Origin of the sequence: Aquabacterium sp., assembly GCF_050725395.1 — a bacterium.
Classification (GTDB): Bacteria; Pseudomonadota; Gammaproteobacteria; order Burkholderiales; family Burkholderiaceae_C; genus Aquabacterium.
In genome coordinates this window covers 112767-133055 of the sequence record NZ_JBOHHL010000001.1, presented here as the reverse complement: position 1 = coordinate 133055, position 20289 = coordinate 112767, and the positions used below count along the sequence as shown (strand labels likewise).

17 protein-coding genes are annotated in these 20289 nt (G+C 66.1%); 3 read left to right on the top strand and 14 right to left on the bottom strand.

Annotated features, from left to right (window positions below):
• Window positions 1–7: 7 nt before the first annotated feature.
• From ACREB4_RS00615 to ACREB4_RS00570, 10 genes are all read right to left on the bottom strand, one after another.
• The gene (locus ACREB4_RS00615; RefSeq protein ID WP_431586239.1) at window positions 8–1150 is read right to left on the bottom strand and encodes a metallophosphoesterase; all 1143 of its coding nucleotides are present in this window, start codon (window positions 1148–1150) and stop codon (window positions 8–10) included.
• 5 nt (window positions 1151–1155) lie between these two features.
• Entirely contained in the window at window positions 1156–3045 is a 1890-nt protein-coding gene (locus tag ACREB4_RS00610; protein WP_431586238.1) for a PAS domain-containing sensor histidine kinase, read from the bottom strand.
• 91 nt (window positions 3046–3136) lie between these two features.
• Entirely contained in the window at window positions 3137–4576 is a 1440-nt protein-coding gene (locus ACREB4_RS00605) for a dihydrolipoyl dehydrogenase (protein WP_431586237.1), read from the bottom strand.
• Between the two features lie 16 nt (window positions 4577–4592).
• The gene (locus tag ACREB4_RS00600; RefSeq protein WP_431586236.1) at window positions 4593–5321 is read right to left on the bottom strand and encodes a general secretion pathway protein GspB; all 729 of its coding nucleotides are present in this window, start codon (window positions 5319–5321) and stop codon (window positions 4593–4595) included.
• A 6-nt stretch (window positions 5322–5327) separates the two neighbouring features.
• The gene (locus ACREB4_RS00595) at window positions 5328–7037 is read right to left on the bottom strand and encodes an AAA family ATPase (protein ID WP_431586235.1); all 1710 of its coding nucleotides are present in this window, start codon (window positions 7035–7037) and stop codon (window positions 5328–5330) included.
• 41 nt (window positions 7038–7078) lie between these two features.
• A complete protein-coding gene (locus tag ACREB4_RS00590) occupies window positions 7079–10477 on the bottom strand; it encodes a hybrid sensor histidine kinase/response regulator (RefSeq protein WP_431586234.1) in 3399 nt (1132 codons plus the stop codon).
• 37 nt (window positions 10478–10514) lie between these two features.
• Window positions 10515–12329: a HAMP domain-containing methyl-accepting chemotaxis protein gene (locus tag ACREB4_RS00585; RefSeq protein WP_431586233.1), complete on the bottom strand. Its 1815-nt coding sequence runs from the start codon at window positions 12327–12329 to the stop codon at window positions 10515–10517.
• The gene (locus ACREB4_RS00580) at window positions 12326–12835 is read right to left on the bottom strand and encodes a chemotaxis protein CheW (protein WP_431586232.1); all 510 of its coding nucleotides are present in this window, start codon (window positions 12833–12835) and stop codon (window positions 12326–12328) included. The genes ACREB4_RS00585 and ACREB4_RS00580 overlap by 4 nt, the downstream gene beginning before the upstream one ends.
• Before the next feature lie 12 nt (window positions 12836–12847).
• Entirely contained in the window at window positions 12848–13213 is a 366-nt protein-coding gene (locus tag ACREB4_RS00575) for a response regulator (protein WP_431586231.1), read from the bottom strand.
• Window positions 13214–13244: 31 nt separating this feature from the next.
• Window positions 13245–14081: a response regulator gene (locus ACREB4_RS00570; RefSeq protein ID WP_431586230.1), complete on the bottom strand. Its 837-nt coding sequence runs from the start codon at window positions 14079–14081 to the stop codon at window positions 13245–13247.
• 198 nt (window positions 14082–14279) lie between these two features.
• Between ACREB4_RS00570 and ACREB4_RS00565 the strand changes: the two genes are divergently transcribed.
• From ACREB4_RS00565 to ACREB4_RS00555, 3 genes are read left to right on the top strand one after another with little or no spacing between them, the layout of a single operon-like run.
• Window positions 14280–15320 carry a hypothetical protein gene (locus ACREB4_RS00565; RefSeq protein WP_431586229.1) on the top strand — a complete coding sequence of 347 codons (1041 nt, stop codon included), beginning with the start codon at window positions 14280–14282 and terminating at the stop codon, window positions 15318–15320.
• 16 nt (window positions 15321–15336) lie between these two features.
• Entirely contained in the window at window positions 15337–15792 is a 456-nt protein-coding gene (locus tag ACREB4_RS00560) for a c-type cytochrome (protein ID WP_431586228.1), read from the top strand.
• 10 nt (window positions 15793–15802) lie between these two features.
• A complete protein-coding gene (locus ACREB4_RS00555) occupies window positions 15803–16456 on the top strand; it encodes a cytochrome b/b6 domain-containing protein (protein ID WP_431586227.1) in 654 nt (217 codons plus the stop codon).
• A 7-nt stretch (window positions 16457–16463) separates the two neighbouring features.
• Here the strand turns inward: ACREB4_RS00555 and ACREB4_RS00550 are convergent, their stop codons facing one another.
• From ACREB4_RS00550 to ACREB4_RS00535, 4 genes are all read right to left on the bottom strand, one after another.
• On the bottom strand, window positions 16464–17243 hold the full coding sequence (locus ACREB4_RS00550; protein WP_431586226.1) for an enoyl-CoA hydratase: 780 nt from the start codon (window positions 17241–17243) through the stop codon (window positions 16464–16466).
• Window positions 17244–17275: 32 nt separating this feature from the next.
• A complete protein-coding gene (locus ACREB4_RS00545) occupies window positions 17276–18121 on the bottom strand; it encodes an alpha/beta hydrolase family protein (protein WP_431586225.1) in 846 nt (281 codons plus the stop codon).
• The gene (locus tag ACREB4_RS00540) at window positions 18121–18981 is read right to left on the bottom strand and encodes an alpha/beta hydrolase family protein (protein WP_431586224.1); all 861 of its coding nucleotides are present in this window, start codon (window positions 18979–18981) and stop codon (window positions 18121–18123) included. Before ACREB4_RS00540 ends, ACREB4_RS00545 begins: the two co-directional genes overlap by 1 nt.
• An 84-nt stretch (window positions 18982–19065) precedes the next feature.
• Window positions 19066–20277, bottom strand: a complete 1212-nt coding sequence (locus tag ACREB4_RS00535) for an acetyl-CoA C-acyltransferase (RefSeq protein WP_431586223.1) — start codon at window positions 20275–20277, stop codon at window positions 19066–19068.
• Window positions 20278–20289 lie beyond the last annotated feature (12 nt).

The window sequence follows — 20289 nt, the reverse complement described above, 5'->3', positions numbered from 1 at the left end:
ACCCAGATCAGGCGGGCACCAGCCTCAGTTGCGTGATCTCGGACGGCGCGCCCAGGCGCTTGGGCGGGCCCCAATAGCCGGTCCCACGGCTGGTGTAGACCCAGAGTTCACGCCATCGGTGCAAGCCCGCCGTGAACGGCTGCTGCAAAGGCACGAACAGGTTCCAGGGCCAGAACTGCCCGCCATGGGTGTGGCCGGACAACTGCAGGTCGAAGCCCGCCTGGGCCGCGGCCTCGGCGGTGCGCGGCTGGTGGGCCAGCAGCACCTTGACCGCGGCCGTCGAAGGCGCACCCGCCAAGGCCACGGCGGGATCACTGCGGTGGCTGGGATCGAAGTGGTGGGCACCATGGTCGGCCACGCCCGCCAGCACCAGCTCGGCCTGCGGCACCAGCGGGCCATGGCGCAGCACCACGTGCTCGTTCATCAGCACCGTGATGCCCAGGCGCCGCAACTCTGCCACCCAGGCGTGCGCGCCCGAGTAGTACTCGTGGTTGCCGGTGACGAAATAAGTGCCATGCCGTGACGACAAGCCGGCCAGGGGCGCCACGTGCGGTGCCAGTTGCCGCACCGAGCCATCGACGAGGTCGCCCGTCACCGCCACCATGTCGGCCTTCAGCGCATTCACCGCGTGGACGATGGCCTGCAGGTAGGGCCCCTTGATGGTGGGACCCACATGGATGTCGCTGATCTGCGCGATGGTGAAGCCATGCAGGGCCGGTGGCAGCCCGGTGATGGGCACATCGACCCGCACCACCGCCGCCCGGCGCCGGGCATTGAACAAGCCCCACACCGTGACGGCGCCCGCGATCAAGGGCACCGCCAGGGCGGACTCGGCGCGCAGCGCATCCAGCGGCAACGCGATCCCCCCGGCGTGCACCAGGGTCAGCAACAGCAAGGCCACATCGCGCAGCACCGTCAGCACCAGCAGCGACGAGAACAAGCCCATGAACAGCAAGCCGGCCCAGGCCAGCCTGTCCGACCAAGGCTGGCGCTTGATGCGGTAGGCCATCATTCCCCAAGGCAGGACCAGTGCCGATACCGCCAACACCACGCCCAGGGCCACGCCCGCCCAGGCAGGGCCTGGCAGCGCAGGCACCAGACGCCAGGCCACGTAGGCATGGACCAATAAGGACAGCAATGACAGAGGCATTGGCCTCAAGTGGGGGCACCATCGCCGATTGCAAGCGGCAGGCTGATGGTGAAACGCGAGCCCTGGCCGAGTTGGCTGTGCACATCGATGCGCCCGTTCATGCGCTCCACGAGCTGTTTGACGATGTACAGCCCCAGCCCGGTGCCCTCGATGCGCTCGGCCTGAGGCGCCAGGCGCTTGAAGGGTTGGAACAACTGCGCCAAGTCTTCCGGCGACATGCCGATGCCATCGTCCGAGAGTTCGATCACCACGGCCGACTGGTCGTCATCAACCCAGCCTTCGACCACCACGTGGCCGCCGGGCCGGTTGTACTTGCAGGCATTGGTCAGCAGGTTGATGAACACTTGCGCCAGGCGCTGGGCATCGGCGCGCACCCACAAGGCCTGCACGGGCAGGCGGTCGATGAAGGTCACGCCATGGTGCTCACGCACCGCCTCGATCATCGCCGCGCTGGAACGCCACAACGGCGCCACCTCGATCGGCTGCAAGACCATGGTGATCTCGCCGGCTTCGACCTTGGTCAGGTCCAGCACGTCTTCGACCATGCTCAGCAGTTGCTGGCCTGCCTCCAGCATCATGTTGACGCGCTGAGCCTGGGTGGGGTCGAGCGCATGGGTGCGGTCCATGAGCAGCAGTTGCGCGAAACCCAGGATGGCGTTCAGGGGCGTTCGCAGCTCATGGCTCAGCCTCGACAGGAAGTCGCGCTGCGACTGGGCCACCTTCTCGGCCGCATCGCGCTGCATGGCCCGCTCGGCCCGGGCCTGCTCGTCGGTGATGTCCCGCACCACGCCCACCAGGCGACGCGCGCCCGGCCGGCGGCCCTCGATCAGGTGGCCGGTCGATTCCAGGTAGCGCACGAGGCCATCCGTGCGTCGAATGCGGTAGGCCGCGCCAAAGGTCCGACCGGATTGCAGGGTCTGTCCGTAAGCGGCCTGGACCAAGGCCTGGTCTTCGGCCAGGATCAACTCCCTCAAGGTGCCACGGGACAGGGCCATGGCGGTCGACCCCACCCCGTACAGGGACGCCGCCCTGGCGTCCAGGGTGATGACCTCGGCCCCCACGTCCATCTCGAAGAGGCCCAGTTCGGCCACGGCGGCGGCCAGCATCCAGGGCTCGTTGGCCGACGCCAGGGCATGCCGGTGGGACTCCTGGCGCCGCAAGGCATGGCGCACCAGGAAAAAACTGAGCAGGCCGAGCATCACCGCCGCGAACAAGGTGCTGCCGATCAAGACCTTCTCGGTGAGTCGGGAGACCTGGGACAGGCTGGCGCTGAAGCGCTTCTCGGTCAGCATCAACTCGTCGTCCAGCTCGCGCACCTCTTCGAGCGAGGCCAGCACCATCACGCCATCGGCCGGCGAATGCAAGTGCTGGCGCAATCGCTGGGCCTCGGCCCGCAACCTGGCCAGCAGGGCATCGCCATGCGTCCAGGCATTGAGGGCGTCCTGCAAGGCGGCCTGGTCGCCAAAACGGCGGAACAAGGTGATCATGCCTTCGATGTCGTCGGGGTGATTGCCCCCGTCGATGAGGCCCTGCCGCACCACGGCCAGGTCGGGATTGCCCCCCATCATTTCCTCGCGCGCCTTCTGGTCGCCCATGGGCAAGGCCAAGGCGTTTTCAAAAGCGGCGTAGTCGGAGGGGTTGCGGCTGCTTGCGAAGTCGCGCAGGTGCTGAACAGCATCGCTGCGGGCCTTGGACCACAGGCTCTCGCCGCCCACGTAGGCGCGCAAGGCGCCCAGCACGTTCACACTGGTGACCGCCAGGGTCGCCAGCAAGCTGATCACCACCAGCGACAAGGCCACGAAAGCCACGTAGGGCTGCCAGGACTCGCGTCGGTGCGGCATCACGAACTGGCGGTGATCGGGGGACTCCTCAATGCTCGACTCGGAGACCTTCATCTTGGTCGGCCTTCATCCTCTTGGATTTGTGGCGCTATCGTAGGGGACATTGCCCCGGCGGGGGAGCCATTTTTACCGCATCAAGGTTTCTTCAAGCCCCCGGGCCGCAGTCCATGCAACGCGCCACCGGCACCGGCCCCATGCGCAGTCGCCGGTTCAACTCGCGCAGGGCGGTTCGCACGCCCTCCTCGATCACCGGGTGGTAAAACGGGCTGTCCAGCATCTGCTGCACGGTCAACTGGTGCTGCACCGACCAGGACAGCAGGTGGGCGATGTGCTCGGCGGCTGGCCCCACCATTTCGGCGCCCAGGAAACGGCCGGTGTGGCGCTCGCCATAGACGTGCAGCAGGCCACGGTTCTGCCCGCTCACGCGGCTGCGCCCCTGGTCGTCGAAACTGACGGCTCCCACCTCGAAGGCCTGCCCCGACGCCTGCAATGACTTGAAGCTGGCGCCCGCGATCATCATTTGCGGATCGGTGAAAACCACGGCCAATGTCGCGCGCCGGGGATGCACCCGCACGTCCGGAAAGCGCCCGGCGTTGTCGCCCGCGATCTTGCCGTCGTCGGCGGCCTCGTGCAGCAAAGGGTGGGCATTGCTGACGTCGCCCGCGATGAACAGGTGGCTGTCGCCGATCTGGCCGGTCTCGAGGTCGAAGGCTGGGATGCCTTGGTCGTTCAAAGCGATGCCGGTGGCGGCCAGGTTCAGGCTGGACAGATTGGGCTGCCGTCCCGAGGCCACCAACACCTGGTCAAAGGTTTCGGTGTGTTCGGTGCCCTGCACGCGGTACGTGAGCCGGGCCTGTTCGTCCTGCCGCGCGACCTTGGTCACCTCGGCCAGGGTTGTCACCGACAGCTCGGCCGACAAGATGCCCAGCACCTCGGCGCTGACCGCCGGGTCGGTCAAGGGCCCCAGCTTGGCCCCTCTGCTGAACAGCTTCACACGCACGCCAAGCCGCGCCAGGGCCTGGGCCAGTTCCAGGCCCACCACGCCACCACCGACCACGGCCAGTGATTCGGGCAGGGTGGTCCAGTCGAACAGCTCTTCGTTGGTGATCAGCCGGTCGCCCAGGGCTTCGCGCCAGCCCGGCGGGATGCTGGGCGAGGAGCCGGTGGCGATGACCACCCGCGCCGCCGTGACCTGGGTGTGCTCGTCCACCATCAAATCGTGCGGCGAGATGAACCGTGCATGGCCCTGCAATCGCTGCTCGGCCGGCCAGCCCTGGACGGTGTCGAGCACGAAGCCCACGAAGCGGTCGCGCTCGGCACGCACCCGGCGCATCACCGCTTCGCCATCGACGCGGACGGGGCCGGCGTGCACGCCGAACATCGGCGCCTGGGCAATGGCATGGGCGCTGTCGGCCGCCGCGATCAGCAACTTGCTGGGCATGCAGCCCACGCGCGCGCAGGTGGTGCCCAAGGGACCCGCCTGGATGACCACGATGCGCTGGGTGTGGTCGCTGGCCGCGCGGTAGGCGCTCATGCCCGCCGAGCCAAAACCGAGGATCGCGACGTCTGCCTGGAGCTTGTTCATGGTGGGGATATCCGGGCTAGTAGCTCACGCCGTAGCGGTGGCCTTTGTACTGGAACACGGCGGACTTGAGCTTGATCTCCTGCAGCAGCAGGTCGGGGCCCAGCTTGTCGCCTTCGTGGAAGACCTGGCTGTTGATGATGAGCATGCGGTTGGCCGGGGTCTCGGAATACATGGCGCCACCCACCACCAGCTTGGGCAATTCACGCTGGATGTTGGCCGGCAGTTCGTGGACGGCGTAGACGCGAGTGTCGGCTTCGGGCTGGGGCGCGGGCGTGGTTGCCGTGGCCAGGGATGGGCGGGGCGGCGATGGGCGCGGCGGCAATGGGGTGGGTTGGACCGGCTCAATGGGCGGAGCGGCCCGGGGAGGCGGTGCCATGGTCAGGGGAGGCGGCGCGGGTGAAGGCTCGGCGGCGGGTGCCGGCTGCGGCATGGCGGGGGCTTGCACGGTGCCCTGCGGCGGCGCCTGGGCCGGCATGGGCGGCGGCAAGGATGCCCCTTCCGTCACGGGCTGGGGCCCCGCCGCCACGTGGGTCGGCGCGTCCTTGCCGCTCATCAGATGCCAGGCCAACAAACCGGCCAGCGCCAGCAAGAGCACCACGATGACGGCGACCAGCACAGGCGACTGGCCGCGCGCTGGCCTGGGATCGTCGGCCACTGGCGGCACCGGTGGGGCATGGATGCTGGGAACGGCGCCCCGCTCGCGTTCGGAATCAGCCCGCCTGAGGGCATCAAGGATGTAAGACATGGACGTTCATCCTCCCGTCGCCAAGCGTGGTTCGTCCACGCCGGTGACACGGTTGAGCTGCATGAAGGTGGTGGGCCCGGCCACGCCGTCCGGCCGAAGGCCATGGGCTTGCTGGAAGGCGGCGACCTTGGCCTTGAAGGCCGCGTCGTAAGTCTGCTTTTCCGCGGTGACCGGTTCGCCCCGGGCCATGGCCAGGCGGGTGGCCAGGCCATCCACCAGCGGGCCGACATTGCCATCGACGATGGACTGCAAATAGCCCGGCGGCGCCCGCCAGAAGGTCGAGAAATCGCCACGCCAGATCTTCTGCAAGGTGCTCAGCGGCACGGTCTGCGACACCCCACCCACGCTCAGGGTGGCGCTCTGGTTGCTCAGCCCGACCAGCAAGGCATAGGTGGCCCGGCCGTTCTCGTCGTTCAAGGTCAGGATGGCCGGGCGGTCCAATTGGCGGACCAGGCCCAGCCCCCGACTGCTTCGAAAGCAATGGACCTGCGCATGCTGGGCCTGCTCGCAGGGATCGCCCTCGGCCACGGGCAGCTTCCACAAGGCGGCCAACTCCAGCCAGGCTTTGCGTTCACTGGTCTGCTTGTGGTTGAACAGCGAGGCCAGTTGCGCACTGGCTTTCAGCACGGGTGCCTCGACGGCGATGGGCGCGGCCGGGGCCGTGGCAACGGCCTGGCCGGCCTGCACGACCGGGGCCACTGTGGCCTGAGATGCCGGCACCAAGGGGGCGCTGGCGACGGCATGCTGTGCTGTCACCAGGCCCGCAGCACGGTGCTGCTGCATCCAGGCCACGCTGACCATGCCCGCCACCCCCAGCACCGTCGTGCTCGCCACCAGGCCCCAGCCCCAGGCGGGCATGCGGCCGGCGCTGGTCTGGGCTGGCGCCAGCACCCGGCTCAGGTCGAACACCTCGCCAGCGGCCTTGTCGACGATGCCGCGGTCGACCCGGCTTTTGCCCTCGGCGTAGGCGCCCAGCAAGGCCCGGTCGCACAGCAAATTGATGCGGCGCGGGATGCCCCGCGACAACTGGTGCACGCGCTCCATGGCCGGGGTGTCGAACAACTTGCCGCGCGCCAAGCCGGCCACGGCCAGGCGGTGGCGGATGTATTGCGCCGTTTCGGCCTCGGACAGGGCATCCAGGTGGTAACGCGCGATCACGCGCTGCGCCAGTTGCTCCAGTTCGGGCCGGGCCAGCATCGTGCGCAACTCGGGCTGGCCGATCAGGATGATCTGCAGCAGCTTGCGCTCGCTGGTCTCCAGGTTGGTGAGCAGGCGCAGTTGTTCCAGCACATCGGGCGACAGATTTTGAGCCTCGTCGATGATGAGCACATTGTTCTGCCCCACCGAGTGCGTCTTGAGCAAGAACTCGTTGAGCGGGTCCAGGTAGTCCTTGACCGTCTCCACGCCCGGGCCCACGTGCTGGTAGGGGATGCGGAATTCTTCGCACACCGACTTGAGCAGTTCCTGCACCGTCAACTTGGGGTTGAAGATGTAGGCCACATTGCAGCGGCGCGGGATCTGCTCCAGGAAGCAACGGCACACCGTGGTCTTGCCCGCCCCGATCTCGCCGGTGAGCAGCACGAAACCACCCCCACCGCCGACGCCATACAGCAGGTGGGCCAACGCCTCGCGGTGCCGGTCGCTCATGAACAGGTAGCGGGGATCGGGCGCGATCGAGAAGGGCTCGTGCTTCAGTCCGAAGAATTTGGCGTACATGCCCTAGAGAATACCTGCTGGCGCAGGCTTCGGCGACCTGCTCAGGCGGCGCTGCGCAACAGCCCGTCGATGGTGTTGAGCAACAGGTCTTCCGAATAGGGCTTGGTCAGGAAGGCATTGACCCCCGCGTCATTGGCCAGCTGGCGGTGCTTGTCGGTGAACCGCGAGGTGATCATGACCACGGGCGTGGCCTTGGTGGCACTGCGGTTGCGCAAGGCACTGGTCAGCTCCAAACCATTCATGCGGGGCATTTCCAGGTCGACCAACACGATGTCCGGCGCCCGCAACTGCACGGCGCCCAAAGCATCGACCCCATCTCGCGCGGTGACGACCTCGTAGCCGGAGTCCTGCATCAGTTGCTCCATGGTGCGGCGCACGCTCACCGAATCGTCCACCACCAGGCACAGCGGCAGCTTGTGGCGCGAGGCCACCACCGCCTCGTCCACGCCGGGCATCTGGCCGGCCTTGAAGTCGCGCAGCAGGTCGGGCAGGTCGATCACCGTGGCCACCGAGCCATCGCCCAGCACCGTGGCGCCGTCGATGCCCAGGGCATTCGGCATCATGGGGTTGAAGGGCTTGACGACCACGGTGCGCGCGTCGCTCAACTCGGGCACGATGATGGCCAGGCGTTGGCGGAACTCGTCGCGCACGATCATGGCCACCTCCATCACGCCGGGCTGCTTGAGCGCCTCGTGCGGCAGGCCCATCAGTTTTTCAAGGCGGATGGCGGCCAGTTGTTCGCCTTGCAGCGCGTAGGTCAGGCCGCCCTGCTCGTCCAAGCCCACTTCTTCGCGGGCGGGCAGGATCTGCTCGACGCCGCGCACCGAGATGCCCAGCAGGTGGTGTTCGGAGCGGCTGAGCATGACCTGGATGGTGCTCATGCGCACCGGGAAGCGCAGGTCGAAGCGCGAGCCCTGGCCCGATTGAGAGTCCATGTCCAGCGTGCCGCGCAAGTCCACCACCGCGCGGTGCACGACGTCCATGCCAATGCCCCGGCCAGAGAGCTGCGTGGTCTGCTCGCGGGTCGAGAAGCCCGGCAGCACGATCAGGCGCATGACCTGGGCGTCGGACAGCGCGGCATCCGTGGCGATCAGGCCACGTGACAGAGCGCGGTGCCGGATGGCGCCCAGGTCCAGGCCCCCACCATCGTCCTCGCAGCGCACGGCCACGTTGTTGCCTTCGGTGCTGAAGCTCAAGGTGATGGTGCCGGTGGCGGGCTTGCCCAATGCTTCACGCACCTCGGGTGGCTCGATGCCATGGTCCACGGCATTGCGCAGCAGGTGCATCAGGGGGTCGATGACGCGGTCGAGCAACTGGGTGTCGACCATGGTGGCCTCGCCCTGGATGCGCAGGTCGACGGAGCGGTTGAGCACGCGGGCGGCCTGGCGCACGGTGCGTTGCAGGCGTGGCGAGATCGAAGCGACTTCGACCATGCGGGTGCGCTGGATGCTGCGCTGGATCTCCAGCTGCAGGCGTTCCTTCTCGGCCATCAGGTCGCGCAGGCCGGTCAGTTCGCGTTCGAACGAACGCGAGAACTCGCGGCTGTCGGCGCCCGACTCCACGATGCGCCGCGACAGCATGTGCAGCTCGTTGTACTGGTCCATCTCCAGCGCGTCCAGCTCGCCGGTGTGTCCGCCCAGCATGGCCAGGCCGCGCACGTCCACCAGTTGTTCCAGCTCGGCCGACAACTGGCCGAACTGGCGTGAACCGGTCCGCAAGGCGTTGATGTTGTCGCTGAGGCGCGTGACGCGGTCCTGGATCTGCGAGGTGACGATGCTGTTCTCGCCCGCCAGCTTGAGCAGGGAATCGATGAGGGACGCCGGCACGCGCAGGTAGGTCTCGGCTTGGGCGTCTTCGTCCGCGGCAGGGGTATCGCTGGCGGTGGGCGCATCGACCGACGTCGGCGCCACCGTGACCGACGGCCCCGCGACGCCGCTCGGTGATTCGAGCTTGTCACTGGCGTCGTCCTGCTCCACCGGCAAGCCATCGCGGTCAATGCGGTTGGCCCAGTCCAGCACCTTCTGGTGCACGGCCAGGCTTTCAGGTGGTGTGCCGGCATTGGCCACCAGCGCTTCGCTCATGGCCTCCAGACAGTCGGACGCCTCCAGCAGCATGTCCACCAGTTCGCGCGTGGGCAGGCGCTCTTCGCGGCCAAAGGCCACCAGGATGTCTTCGAGCGCATGGGTGAGGTTGGCCACGCCCTTGATGCCCACGGTGTTGGCCGCACCCTTGAGGGTATGGGCCACGCGCCGGGCCTGGTCCATGTCGTCCAGCGTGCCGCCTTGCGACAGGCGCTGCACCAGCGCGGAGAACTCTTGCGCGTGCGGCGGCAATTCGACCAGGAGGCTGTCCAGCACCTTGCGGTCGATGTCGGCCGGAACGCCCAGGTCCACGTGCGCAGGCATGGCTTTCACCGGCCGGTCCTGCGAGGGCCTTGCCCGCACCAGGCTCACGGCGGTCATGGCCTTGACCCACTCGGGCAAGGTGTCGGTGTCGGCGGGATAAGGCCAGCCGGCCCCGGCCACGCAGTCGGCCAGGGCTTGCGCGTGCGCGGTTTCTCCGGGAGCCTGCAGGTGCGCCATGGCCAGGACGGGCCAGGCTTGCAAAACCGCGCGGTGCGGGTCGCCCAGGGCCTCGGGTTCGGCTTGCAAGGCGGCCGTGTTGATCAGGATCACTTCCAGCACCTGCTGGAAACCGGCCAGGCCCAGCAGGTTGGCGGCGTTGACGAGGTTGTGCAGCTGTTCCAGGTGGTTCTCGAACAGGCCATCGCGCTCGGCCAGCGCCCGACCAGGCACGATCAGGGTGGCCAGGTCGGCTTGCAAAGCGACCAAGGCCTCGATGAGCATGGCCAGTTCTTCCGCCGTCACCGCCGGGGCGGCGGTGGCATGTGCTTCGCCAATGCCGATGTCGAAGACGGTGTCGGAGTCCATGTCGGACTCCAGCCCATCATCATCCGCCAGGTCGACCTGGTCCCCCAGCTCCACCCCAAAGGGCTCGAGCCCGTCCGTCACCTGTGCCAGCTTGTCCGCATCCTCGGCCAGCCGCCGCTCGATCAAGGCCACATTGGCCGCCGAAATGGCGGGGAACCAGGGCTGGCTGCGCAGGTCGTGCAGCACCGCCCAAGGCATGGCGGCGGCGTCGATCGCCGGGCTCATCAACTCGCCCAGGACCAGGGCCGGCCAAGCGGCCAGCGCGGCGCATTCCTCGGCCGCCACTTCGCGGTCCAGCGTGATGAGCTTGGTCAAGCCGCTTTCCACCAACATGCCCACATAGCTCAGGCCCAGCAACTGGTGCTGTTTGGCCGCCAACTGCAAGGCCGTGACCCGCTGCAGGTAAGCCCGCAGGCAAGGCTCGGAGCCTTCGTCCTGGAGCAAGGCCGCCTGGTCGAACAGCTCGAACAGGAGCGGCTCCAGGGTTTCACGCAAAAGGGTGGCGGTCATCAAGGGGTGCTCCAGCGAGGGACTGTGGACAGCGGACTCAGGCTTGCTCGGCGGCCACCAGGCGGCGCGGCAGCTTGAACACCGCCACCTCGCGCACCAGGGTCTGGGCGTAGCCCACCAGCTTGTTGGTCACCTCGTTCTGCTGGGTCAGCTGCTTGGTCGTGTCACGGCTGGTCTGCTGGATCGTCAGCGCGCGCGCCTGCAAGGTCTGCCCCGAACGCGCCTGCTCGATCGACGCCGCCGCGATGCCGCGCACGCTGAACGCCAGCGCATCGGTGGCCTGCTGGGTGCCCTTCATCTCCGAGCCGGCCTGGTCGGCCAGCCGAGACACATCCACCACCCGCGTGATGGCGTTGTTCATGGCCAGCACCGTTTCCGAGGTCTCGGACTGGATGGACAGCACCAGGGTCGAGATCTCACGCGTGGCTTCACGCGCGTTTTCAGACATGCGTTTGACTTCGTCGGCCACGATGGCAAAGCCCCGGCCCGCGTCGCCAGCGGCCGTGGCCTGCATGGAGGCGTTCAGGGCCAGGATGCCGGTGCGCTCGGCGATCGAGTTGATGAGGCCCACGACCTGCGTGATCTCTTGCGATCGTTCGCCCAGGCGCTTGATGCGCTTTTCCGTTTCGCGGATCAGGTCGCGCGATTCGTTGATGCCGAGCACGGTCTTGTCCACCGTGGCCAGGGCCTGGCGCGTGGTGCGCACGGCGGCTTCGGCCGATTCGTTCGCCTTGGTGGCCATCTGGGCCATGTCGGTCAGGGTCAGGGCGGCTTGCGACAACTCGCGGGCGGCCGATTCGACCTCGTTCTGACCCTGCGCGGCCGAGGCCATCGCCGTGTCGGTGCTTTGCTTGACCGCCATCGTGGCGCGCGACACGTGGTGCGACACGTCGCTCACGTTGTTCAGGACCTTGGCGGTCTCGCTGGTCAGCATGTTCATGGCATCGCCAATGGCGCCGGTCACGTCTTCGGTCACGGGCACCTGGATCGACAGGTCTTTGGTGGTCGCAACCTGGCCCATGGCCTGCATGATCTCCACCACGGAGTTGCTGATCTGCTCGCTCTCCTTGGCCTGCTTGCTCAGGCCTTCCAGGCGCTCGTCCAGCAGGCGGTCCAGGGCCGACCCCAGGCGGCCCAGCTCGTCCTTGCTCTTCAGGTCGGCACGGGCGGTGTAGTCGCCGGCCGTCAGACGGGCCAGCGCCCCCAGCAGCTTGTTGATCGGCAGCATCAGCGAACGCACCACGAAGAAGGCCGCGAAGAAGCCCACCAGGGCTGCAGCGCCCGCGATGCCCGCCATCCACTGCTTGGCCACCGCGATTTCCTGGAACTGCGTCTCGCGCTTGATGGCGTCGTTCTTCACCGTGGTTTCCAGCAGCTTGCCGAAAGCCTTGATGGTGGCCGCGCCAGTGGGCGTGGTGTACTTCTTGCGCCAGGCGGCGGCCTCTTCGAACTGGTTGTTCACGACCAGCTTGAACCACTCGGCACGGTGCACCTTGTAGGCGGGGAAACTGCCCACCAGGGACTTGTGCTGGGCACGCTCTTCGGCCGACAGGCCCTGGCTTTCGCCATAGGTCTTGAGGTTGTCCTCGACCACCTTCCACAGGCCCGGCTGCTCGTCGATGATCTTCTGGCGCGCGGCCTGGTCTTCCAGGGCCAGGTACTGCGGCAGGCTGTAACGCAGGCTCCACAAGGCCGAATTGGCCCGGCCCAGCAGGGCTTCCTTGCCCTGCGTCATCCGGATGGTTTGCTCCAACTGGTTGAGCTGCACGATGGCGTAACCCCCCACCGCGAACAAGGCGGACAGCAGCAGCGCGAAGCCAAGCAACAGCTTCTGACGGATGTTGAGTTTCATGGGTGTACCTCTTCTTCGGTGGATGCGGGATGGGCGCTGCGCGCCAGGGATTCAAAAGCGGCCCGGTGGTTGAATTCCCACCAGATCTGGCCGGGCTGGTCGGCTTGCGCCCAGGCTCGCACCAGGTAGGCGCTCAGCTTGCTGCCGGGGCGCGTGGTGCTTTCAGGGGCCGGCACCAGGCTCAGCAGTTCGGGGGCGGCGTCCAGCAAGAGGCCGACACGTTGCTCTTCCCGGTCGAACACCAGCACGCGGTGTTCGAAAGGCCGGATGTCGGGGCTGCCGCGGCGAAACTCGCGGCGGTCCAGCAAGGGCACGATGGTGCCGCGCAGGTTGGTCACGCCGGCCAGCGCCGGGGCCGCTTTGGGCACGGGGAAGACCCGCGCCTCGGCGATCATCTCGGTCAGCACGCGCGCGGCCGGCACCAGTTGCAAACCCGCGACCCGAAAGCCGTAGCGCAACTCGCCAGCGGCAGGGGCCACACCACGCGCCAGGGCAGCGATGTCCATGGTGCGGTCCGGTCAGGCGGCGAACTTCAGCGCGTCGACGATCTGGTCGGCGCTGAAAGGTTTGCCGATCAACATCTTGCCGCCCTGGGCCTTGGCCCAGACCTGGTCGGCGCGCGTGTTCTTGGTCGACACGAAGACCACCGGGATGCCTTTGGTGGCCGGGTCATCGGCCAGCGCGCGGCTGGTGCCATAGCCATCCAGCTGCGGCATGACGATGTCCAGGAAGATGATGCTGGGTCGGTCGTTCTTGGCGCGCTCCAGGGCCTGCATGCCATTGCTGGCGGTGTTCACCAGCCAGCCCGCGTCCTGCAGGATGGTTTTGAGGTTCGACAGGTCGGTGGTCGAGTCGTCGACGACGAGGGCTTTGTTGGCGGTCATGCCAGGTCTCCGGGTGAATGATGGGATGGGCTCAGGCGTGTGCCCGGGCCTTGGCCTGCGTCGGATCGGTGATCCAGCCGCTCAGGTCGTCCACGGCCATGGATTTGCGCAGCGCCTTGGTGGTCGCGGCATAAAACTGCTTCAGCCCCACCGGCTTGGTGAGGAAGATGTCGCAGCCGGCCAGGGCACCACGCGCCCGGTCGAAAGGCGAGGACTGGCTGGTCAGGATGATCACGGGCGCCTTGTTGCTGCGGTCGCGCTTGATTTCACGCGTCAGCGTGTAGCCGTCCATGTCGGGCATCATCACGTCGACGTAGATCAGGTCGTATTGGCGGTTGGCCAGTTGGGCCAGCGCGGCCTTGGCGCCATCGGCGATGTCGCAGGCCATGCCGATGTTGGACATGACATTGGCCAGTTGCGTGCGCACCGTCTGGCTGTCGTCCACCACCAGCGCGCGCAATTTGGCGGGCGTGGGCGGCAAGGCGGTGACCGTGGACTCGATGCGGGCCGGGGCGGGGGCCGCGGGCGGTTGCTCAGCGATGCGCTGGAGCAAGCGCTCCAGCGTGGGCAACAACTGCATCATCAACTGGCTGGACAGGAGCTCACAGCGCTCGCCAGCGCGGCCAGCCTCGCTGACCAAGTGCACCACAGCCAGGTTCGGGTGGCGAGCCACGGCGGAAGCCAGGCGTTTGCGCATGTCTGGATCGCTGTCGTCCACCAAGGCGATGTCGATGGGCGCTTCACCCGTCCGCTCGGCCATGCTGAAAGCGTATTTGGCGCTCTTGAGGTGGGTGAGCACGATGCCGATCACCCGCATGTCTCGCTGCTGCGCGGTGAAGACCGCCACCTTGAGTTCCTGTTTTTTCATGATTTCCTTCAGCGCTCGACAACGGCACAACTGGCCATGAATCGCAGTCTGCTTTATTCGGCCCCGGCGTGGGTATATCCCTCAGGCATGAAATCACACAGCTCACTGGTGTTGCACAAATCAACACCTGGTTACATGAGTAAAAAATTAGCGCACCGTTTTGGACGTCGCTAGACTGATTTCAACCAAGGAGTTGCCGTGAAAGCAGTATTGAAGAAATTGTGCAATAACACCGCTTTGGCCCTGTTGGCGGGCCTTTTCAGCCCCTTCGCGCCAGCCGCTGACATATCAACGCCATTGCACATTGAAAAATCCATTCAAAATATCACGAATGAGCTGAAACAACTTTGCCCTTTGGCCGATCCCTCCAGCCAAAGCGCTTTCGACCAATGCCGGCAGGCCTTGTTCAAGGACTCTTTGCTCAAGCAAGCCATGGTTCAACCCGTGATTTCATGGGGCCGGCAAAAAGACCCCGCATTGAGTTTGAAGGAAACCCACCTGACGCAGTTTGCGCCGGATATATTGACTGGGCTTTACATACCATTATTCATGTTTGACGGCCAATATAAAATCAGTTACATCGAACGTGAAAAATTATTCCTGGCGACCCTTGGTGTTGGTTTCAGAAACCGGTTGCAGCCGGGGCAATTCCCCTATCCTTTCTGGCACGATGCCAATAAGTGGGAAATGTATGAAAATGCCCGATCCCTGTATTTGTGGCTGGACCCGCAAACTGGTTTGATTCGTTTTGCGCAATTTTCAAACCGGGGCGCACCGGCCGAGGGACATGTGGTGAACAAGGCCACTTTGCCTGCCTTCGATGGCCAGTGGTTGTGGACGGACGCGCAAGGCAAGACCCAGCCCGCCGTCACCTTGTTCGATGGCCTCTACCGTGAAGACAACCCCTACAAGCCACAGCTCGACAAGTCCTACCGCGAGTTCGCGACCTCGCTGCGCGATTCGCAATGCCTGAACTGTCACGTGCCGAACAACCCCGACAAGATGAAGCGCTTGGTGCTGCTCCAATCACCGGCCCATGCTTCGGGCGAAATCCACCGGGTCCTGAAATCCGTGCGCGAAAGGAAGATGCCGCTGGACGATCAGGGCATCGAGAAAACACTCGACCCCGTGTTGGAAAAAACCTTGCTGGAAAAGGGCGGCACCTTCGAGAAGCTCGTCGATGCCGCCGCGGCTTGGGAACGCGAGCAAGCCTTGCAACGCACCGCCGCCCTCAAGTAGCCGGAGTTCCACCAAGATGCGACGCCCCTCCATCCTCGCCTTGTTCTGGGCCGCGGCACTGACCTTGCCTTGGCCCGCACACGCCCAGTTCACACGCCTGAACGACGCCGTGAAATACCGCCAAGCGGCCTTCCAGGTGCTGGGCACGCATGCGCAGCGTGCCGGTGCCATGGCCAAAGGCGAAGTCCCTTTCGACAAGCCGGCCGCCGAAGCCAACGCCGCCCTCATCGAACTGCTGTCGCGTCAACTGGTGCATGCCTTTCCACCTGGCTCTGACATGGCCCCCGCCAAGACCAAGCCCGAGGTCTGGCAGGACGCCGCCCAGTTCAAGATCCAGTTCGAGCAGTTCCAAAGCGCGGCCAGCAGGTTGTCCCTCGCTGCGCGCTCCAGCGATGCGAACGCCTTCAAGACTGCCTTCAATGCCATGGCGCAGACCTGCAAGGCCTGCCACGACAGCTACCGCAACCGCTGAGGAGTACCCCATGAAGGCCATCCGGGTGTGGGACCTGCCCACGCGACTGTTCCATTGGGCGTTGGTGGTGATCATCGCTGGCGCGTTCATCACCCAGTACCTGGGCGGCGAGGCCATGGCCTGGCATTTCCGCTTTGGCTACGCGGCCTTGGTCCTGGTGTTGTTCCGGGTCTTGTGGGGTTTGATCGGCCCCCGGTATGCGCGCTTTGCCAGCTTCCTGCGCTCACCCGCGACGATCGTGTCCTACCTGCGCGGACGGACGGGTGGCCATGGCTCGGGCCACAACCCGCTGGGCGGTTTGTCGGTGCTGGCCATGCTGGCCGTGATCCTGCTGCAAGCCGGCTCGGGTCTGTTCAGCAACGACGACATCGCCACCGAAGGCCCGCTTGCCCATGTCATCGACAAGGGCCTGTCCGACCAGCTCAGCTGGCTGCATGCCCAGGTCACCGGCCCGCTCATCTATGGCCTGATCGGGCTGCACCTGCTGGCCATCGCTTACCACCGCGTGTTCAAGAAACGCGACCTGGTCACGCCCATGATCACGGGCGATCAACTCACCGAGAGCGACGACTTACCCGCCAATGACAACGCCCCCGTGCGCACCGTGGCCTTGCTGCTGATGGGCTGCTGTGCCATGGGCGTGTACGGGGTCGTTCACTGGTAGTCAGGCATCACAGCTTCGAGAAGTCGGGCCGGCGCTTTTCCATCACGGCACTGATGGCTTCCTTGGCGGCCGGGCCGCGCAGCAATTGGCCGAAGTGGCCGAACTCCTGTTTCATCACGGCCGGCAAGCTGGGATGCGCCTGCTTCATCAGCGCCTTGGTGATGCGCAGTGATTCAGCCGGCTTGGCCGCCAGCTTCGAGGCCTGGGCCTGGGCGTAGCCCGCCACTTCGTGCGGCGGCAGGATGCGGTTGACCAGGCCCATGTCCACGGCCTCTTCGGCATAGAAGGCCTCGCCCAGCAGCAACTTTTCAGCCGCGCGGAGGTAGCCCACCTGTGCGGGCAGCAGCAGGCTGGCGCCGGCTTCGGGGCACAGGCCCAGGTTCACGAACGGCAGGCTGAAGGCCGCGTTGTCGCCTGCGTAGACCAGGTCGCAGTGCAGCAGCAAGGTCGTGCCAATGCCCACGGCCGGGCCGCTGACGGCCGCCACCAAGGGCTTGGGAAAGGTGCTCAGGGCTTCCAGGAAACGGAACACCGGCATCGACTCCATCTGGTCAGTGGACGGTGGGTTGTTCTTGAAATCGGCCAGGTCGTTGCCGGCGGTGAAGACCTGCTCGTGACCTTGGATCACCACCACGCGCACGGCGGCGTCGGTCGAAGCCTCGACCAAGGCATCGGCCAGCGAGGTGTACATGGCCGTGGTGATGGCGTTCTTCTTGTCGAGTCGGTTGAAGGTCAGCGTCAGCACGCCGCCTTCGACGTGCGCCAGGATGGCTTGGGCTTCGGACATGGTGGTCTCCTAGTGTGAGAGGGGGCAAGGGGTCAGTCGGCGATCCACGCCAGGGCCAGGGGCCACAGCGCGGTCGACGATTGGGGTTTGAACAAACCGAAATGACCCAGGCGCTTGAGGCCATGGGCTTGGGGCTGCAGGGATTCGAAGCGCGTTGGCGCATTGGGGTAGAGGCGGTACAGGCGGCGCACGCCCTCGGGGCTGATCAGCTCGTCATCCTCGGCCAGCACCGCGGTGATCGGCGTGTGCACCTCGGCGTAACGCGCCCGCAGCGCGGGGCCTTCGGAACCGATGTAGTCGGGGCTCAGGCACCAACGGCGCCATTGCCACATGACCGCCTTGGGGATGTTGCCCAGCGCGCCCAGGCGCTCGCCAGGGAAGTAGCCGGCCAGCGTCAAAGCCACGGGCGCCAGAACCCACCACAGGAAGTGCACCGAGTAACGCACCTGCGGCGCGTTGTTGCGCCAATAGCCACTGCCGCTGGCCACCGTGACCATGCGGTCGAAGTGCTCGCGCCCGTCCAGCCAGCCGAAGATCTGGCCACCGAGGCTGTGGCCCAGGTAGGTCAAGGGCACACCGGGCCAGCGCCGCCGCAGTTCGGCCAGCGCGGCCGGGTGGTCCAGCCTGACCCAGTCGGTGATGCTGGCCACACAGCCACGCAACGACTTCGGCGCGGATTCGCCCATGCCACGGCAATCGAAGGTCAGCACCGCCACGCCCTGCTGCGCCAGCCAGGTGGCGAAGGCGCGGTAGAACGCCTGCGGCACGCCCATGGCCGACGAGATCAGCACCGCCCGACGAACCGGGCCATCCGGCTGGTAAGCGCGCGCCGCGAGGATGTGGCCATCACTGGTCTGCAGGCGAAGGGTCTCTTCCATCAGGGGACCTCGGTTGGAGCGTCGGCCAGGCCCAGCCAGGAACGACTCAGGGCCCACACCTTGGGCCCCGTGTGAGCATGGAAAAAATTGAAATGCCCGATGGCGCGCACGCCATGGTCCTTGGGCTTGACCAGCACGTGGGTGACCGGCGCATTGCGGTAATGCGCATGCTGCGCCCGCACGCCTTCGTGGCTGGCGAAGACATCGTCGTCGATCATCACGGCGGTGATGGGCTGCGTCACGCGCGCATAGGCCTGGCGCGCATGCTCGCCATCGCTCAGCACAAAATCAGGGTGCTGGCTCCAGCGCTTCCACTGCGCCACCACGCCACGCGGCACATCGCCCACGGCCTTCATGCGGCTGCCCGCGAAGTAGCCATGGCGCGCCACACTCAGCGGCACCATCACGTGCCAGAACACGCTGATGACATAACGCAGCGGCCGCGCCAGGTGCGCGCCATAACCACTGCCGCTGGCCAGGGTGGCCACGTGGTCGATGCGCGGGTGCTGTGGCATCAGGCCATACAGGATGCCGCCCATGCTGTGGCCGAACCAGCTGATGGGCAAATCGGGATGGCGCTGCGCCACCGCCTTCATCACGGCGGGCGCATCGTGCAGGGCCCAGTCGCTCAACTTGGCGCGGTAACCGCGCAGGCTGGCCGGTGCCGATCGGTACATGCCGCGCCAATCAAAGGTGTAGACCACGCAACCCTGCTGCACCAGCCAGAGCGCGTAGCGTTGGTAAAAGGATTGAGGCACCCCGAGCGCCGTCGCGATGATCACGGCACGGCGGACCGGCACGCCATGCGGCCGGTAATGCTGCGCGGCCAGGGTCTGGCCGTCATCGGTGGTGATGCTCAAGGACTCCACATCGGTCTCCAAGAAAAAGCCCGCACGGTGGCGGGCTTTTTCAACAGCGTCAAACGACGGTGAACCAGGCAAGGATCACAGGCGTTCGATGATGCCGGCAGCACCTTGGCCGGTGCCGATGCACATCGTCACCATGCCGTACTTGCCGCCCGTGCGTTGCAGGCCGTGAACCACGGTGGCAGCGCGGATGGCACCAGTGGCGCCCAGCGGGTGGCCCAGGGCGATCGCGCCGCCCATGGGGTTGACCTTGGCGCGGTCGAGCACGTGGCCCTTGGCGTCCAGGTCCTTCAGCACGGCCAGCGATTGCGCGGCGAAGGCTTCGTTCAGCTCGATCCAGTCCAGATCGGAAGCTTTCAGGCCGGCGTACTTCAGGGCCAGGGGGATGGCTTCGATCGGGCCGATGCCCATGATTTCAGGCGGCACACCCTTGACGGCGAAGCTCACGAAACGGGCCAGGGGCTTCAGACCGTACTTCTCGCAGGCTTCCTTCGAAGCCAGGATCAGGCAGCCAGCGCCGTCGGAGGTTTGCGAGCTGTTGCCGGCCGTGACGCTGCCCTTGGCGGCGAACACGGGGCGCAGCTTGGCCAGACCTTCAGGGCTGGTGTCAGGGCGGGCGCCCTCGTCCTGCGTGATCGTCTTCTTGGTGATCGTCACTTCGCCTGTTTCCAGGTTGGGTGTGCGCACTTCGATCTCAATCGGCGTGGTCTCGGCCTTGAAGAAACCGGCTTGCTGCGCGGCGATCGCACGGCGGTGCGATTCGACGGCGAAGGCGTCCTGCTCTTCGCGGGTCACCTTCCACTGCTCGGCCACCTTCTCGGCGGTCATGCCCATGCCGTAGGCGATGCCCACGTTCTCGTCGTTGTTCACGATCTCGGGGTTGAAGGACGGCTTGTTGCCGCCCATCGGCACCATCGACATCGACTCGACACCACCAGCGATCATGACCTCGGCCTCACCCACGCGGATGCGGTCGGCGGCCATGGACACGGCGGTGATGCCGGCGGCGCAGAAACGGTTGACGGTGGCACCAGCCACGGTCTTGGGCAAGCCCGACAGCAGCACGGCGATCTTGGCCACGTTCATGCCTTGCTCGGCCTCGGGCATCGCGCAGCCAATGATGGCGTCTTCGATGGCAGCGGGGTCGAGCGTGGGCACTTGCGACAGCGCGCTCTTGATCACGGCCACCAGCAGGTCGTCCGGACGGGTGTTCTTGAACACGCCACGACCAGACTTGCCGATCGGGGTGCGGGTGGCGGCGACGATGTAGGCGTCACGAAGTTGAGTCATTTGGATGCTCCG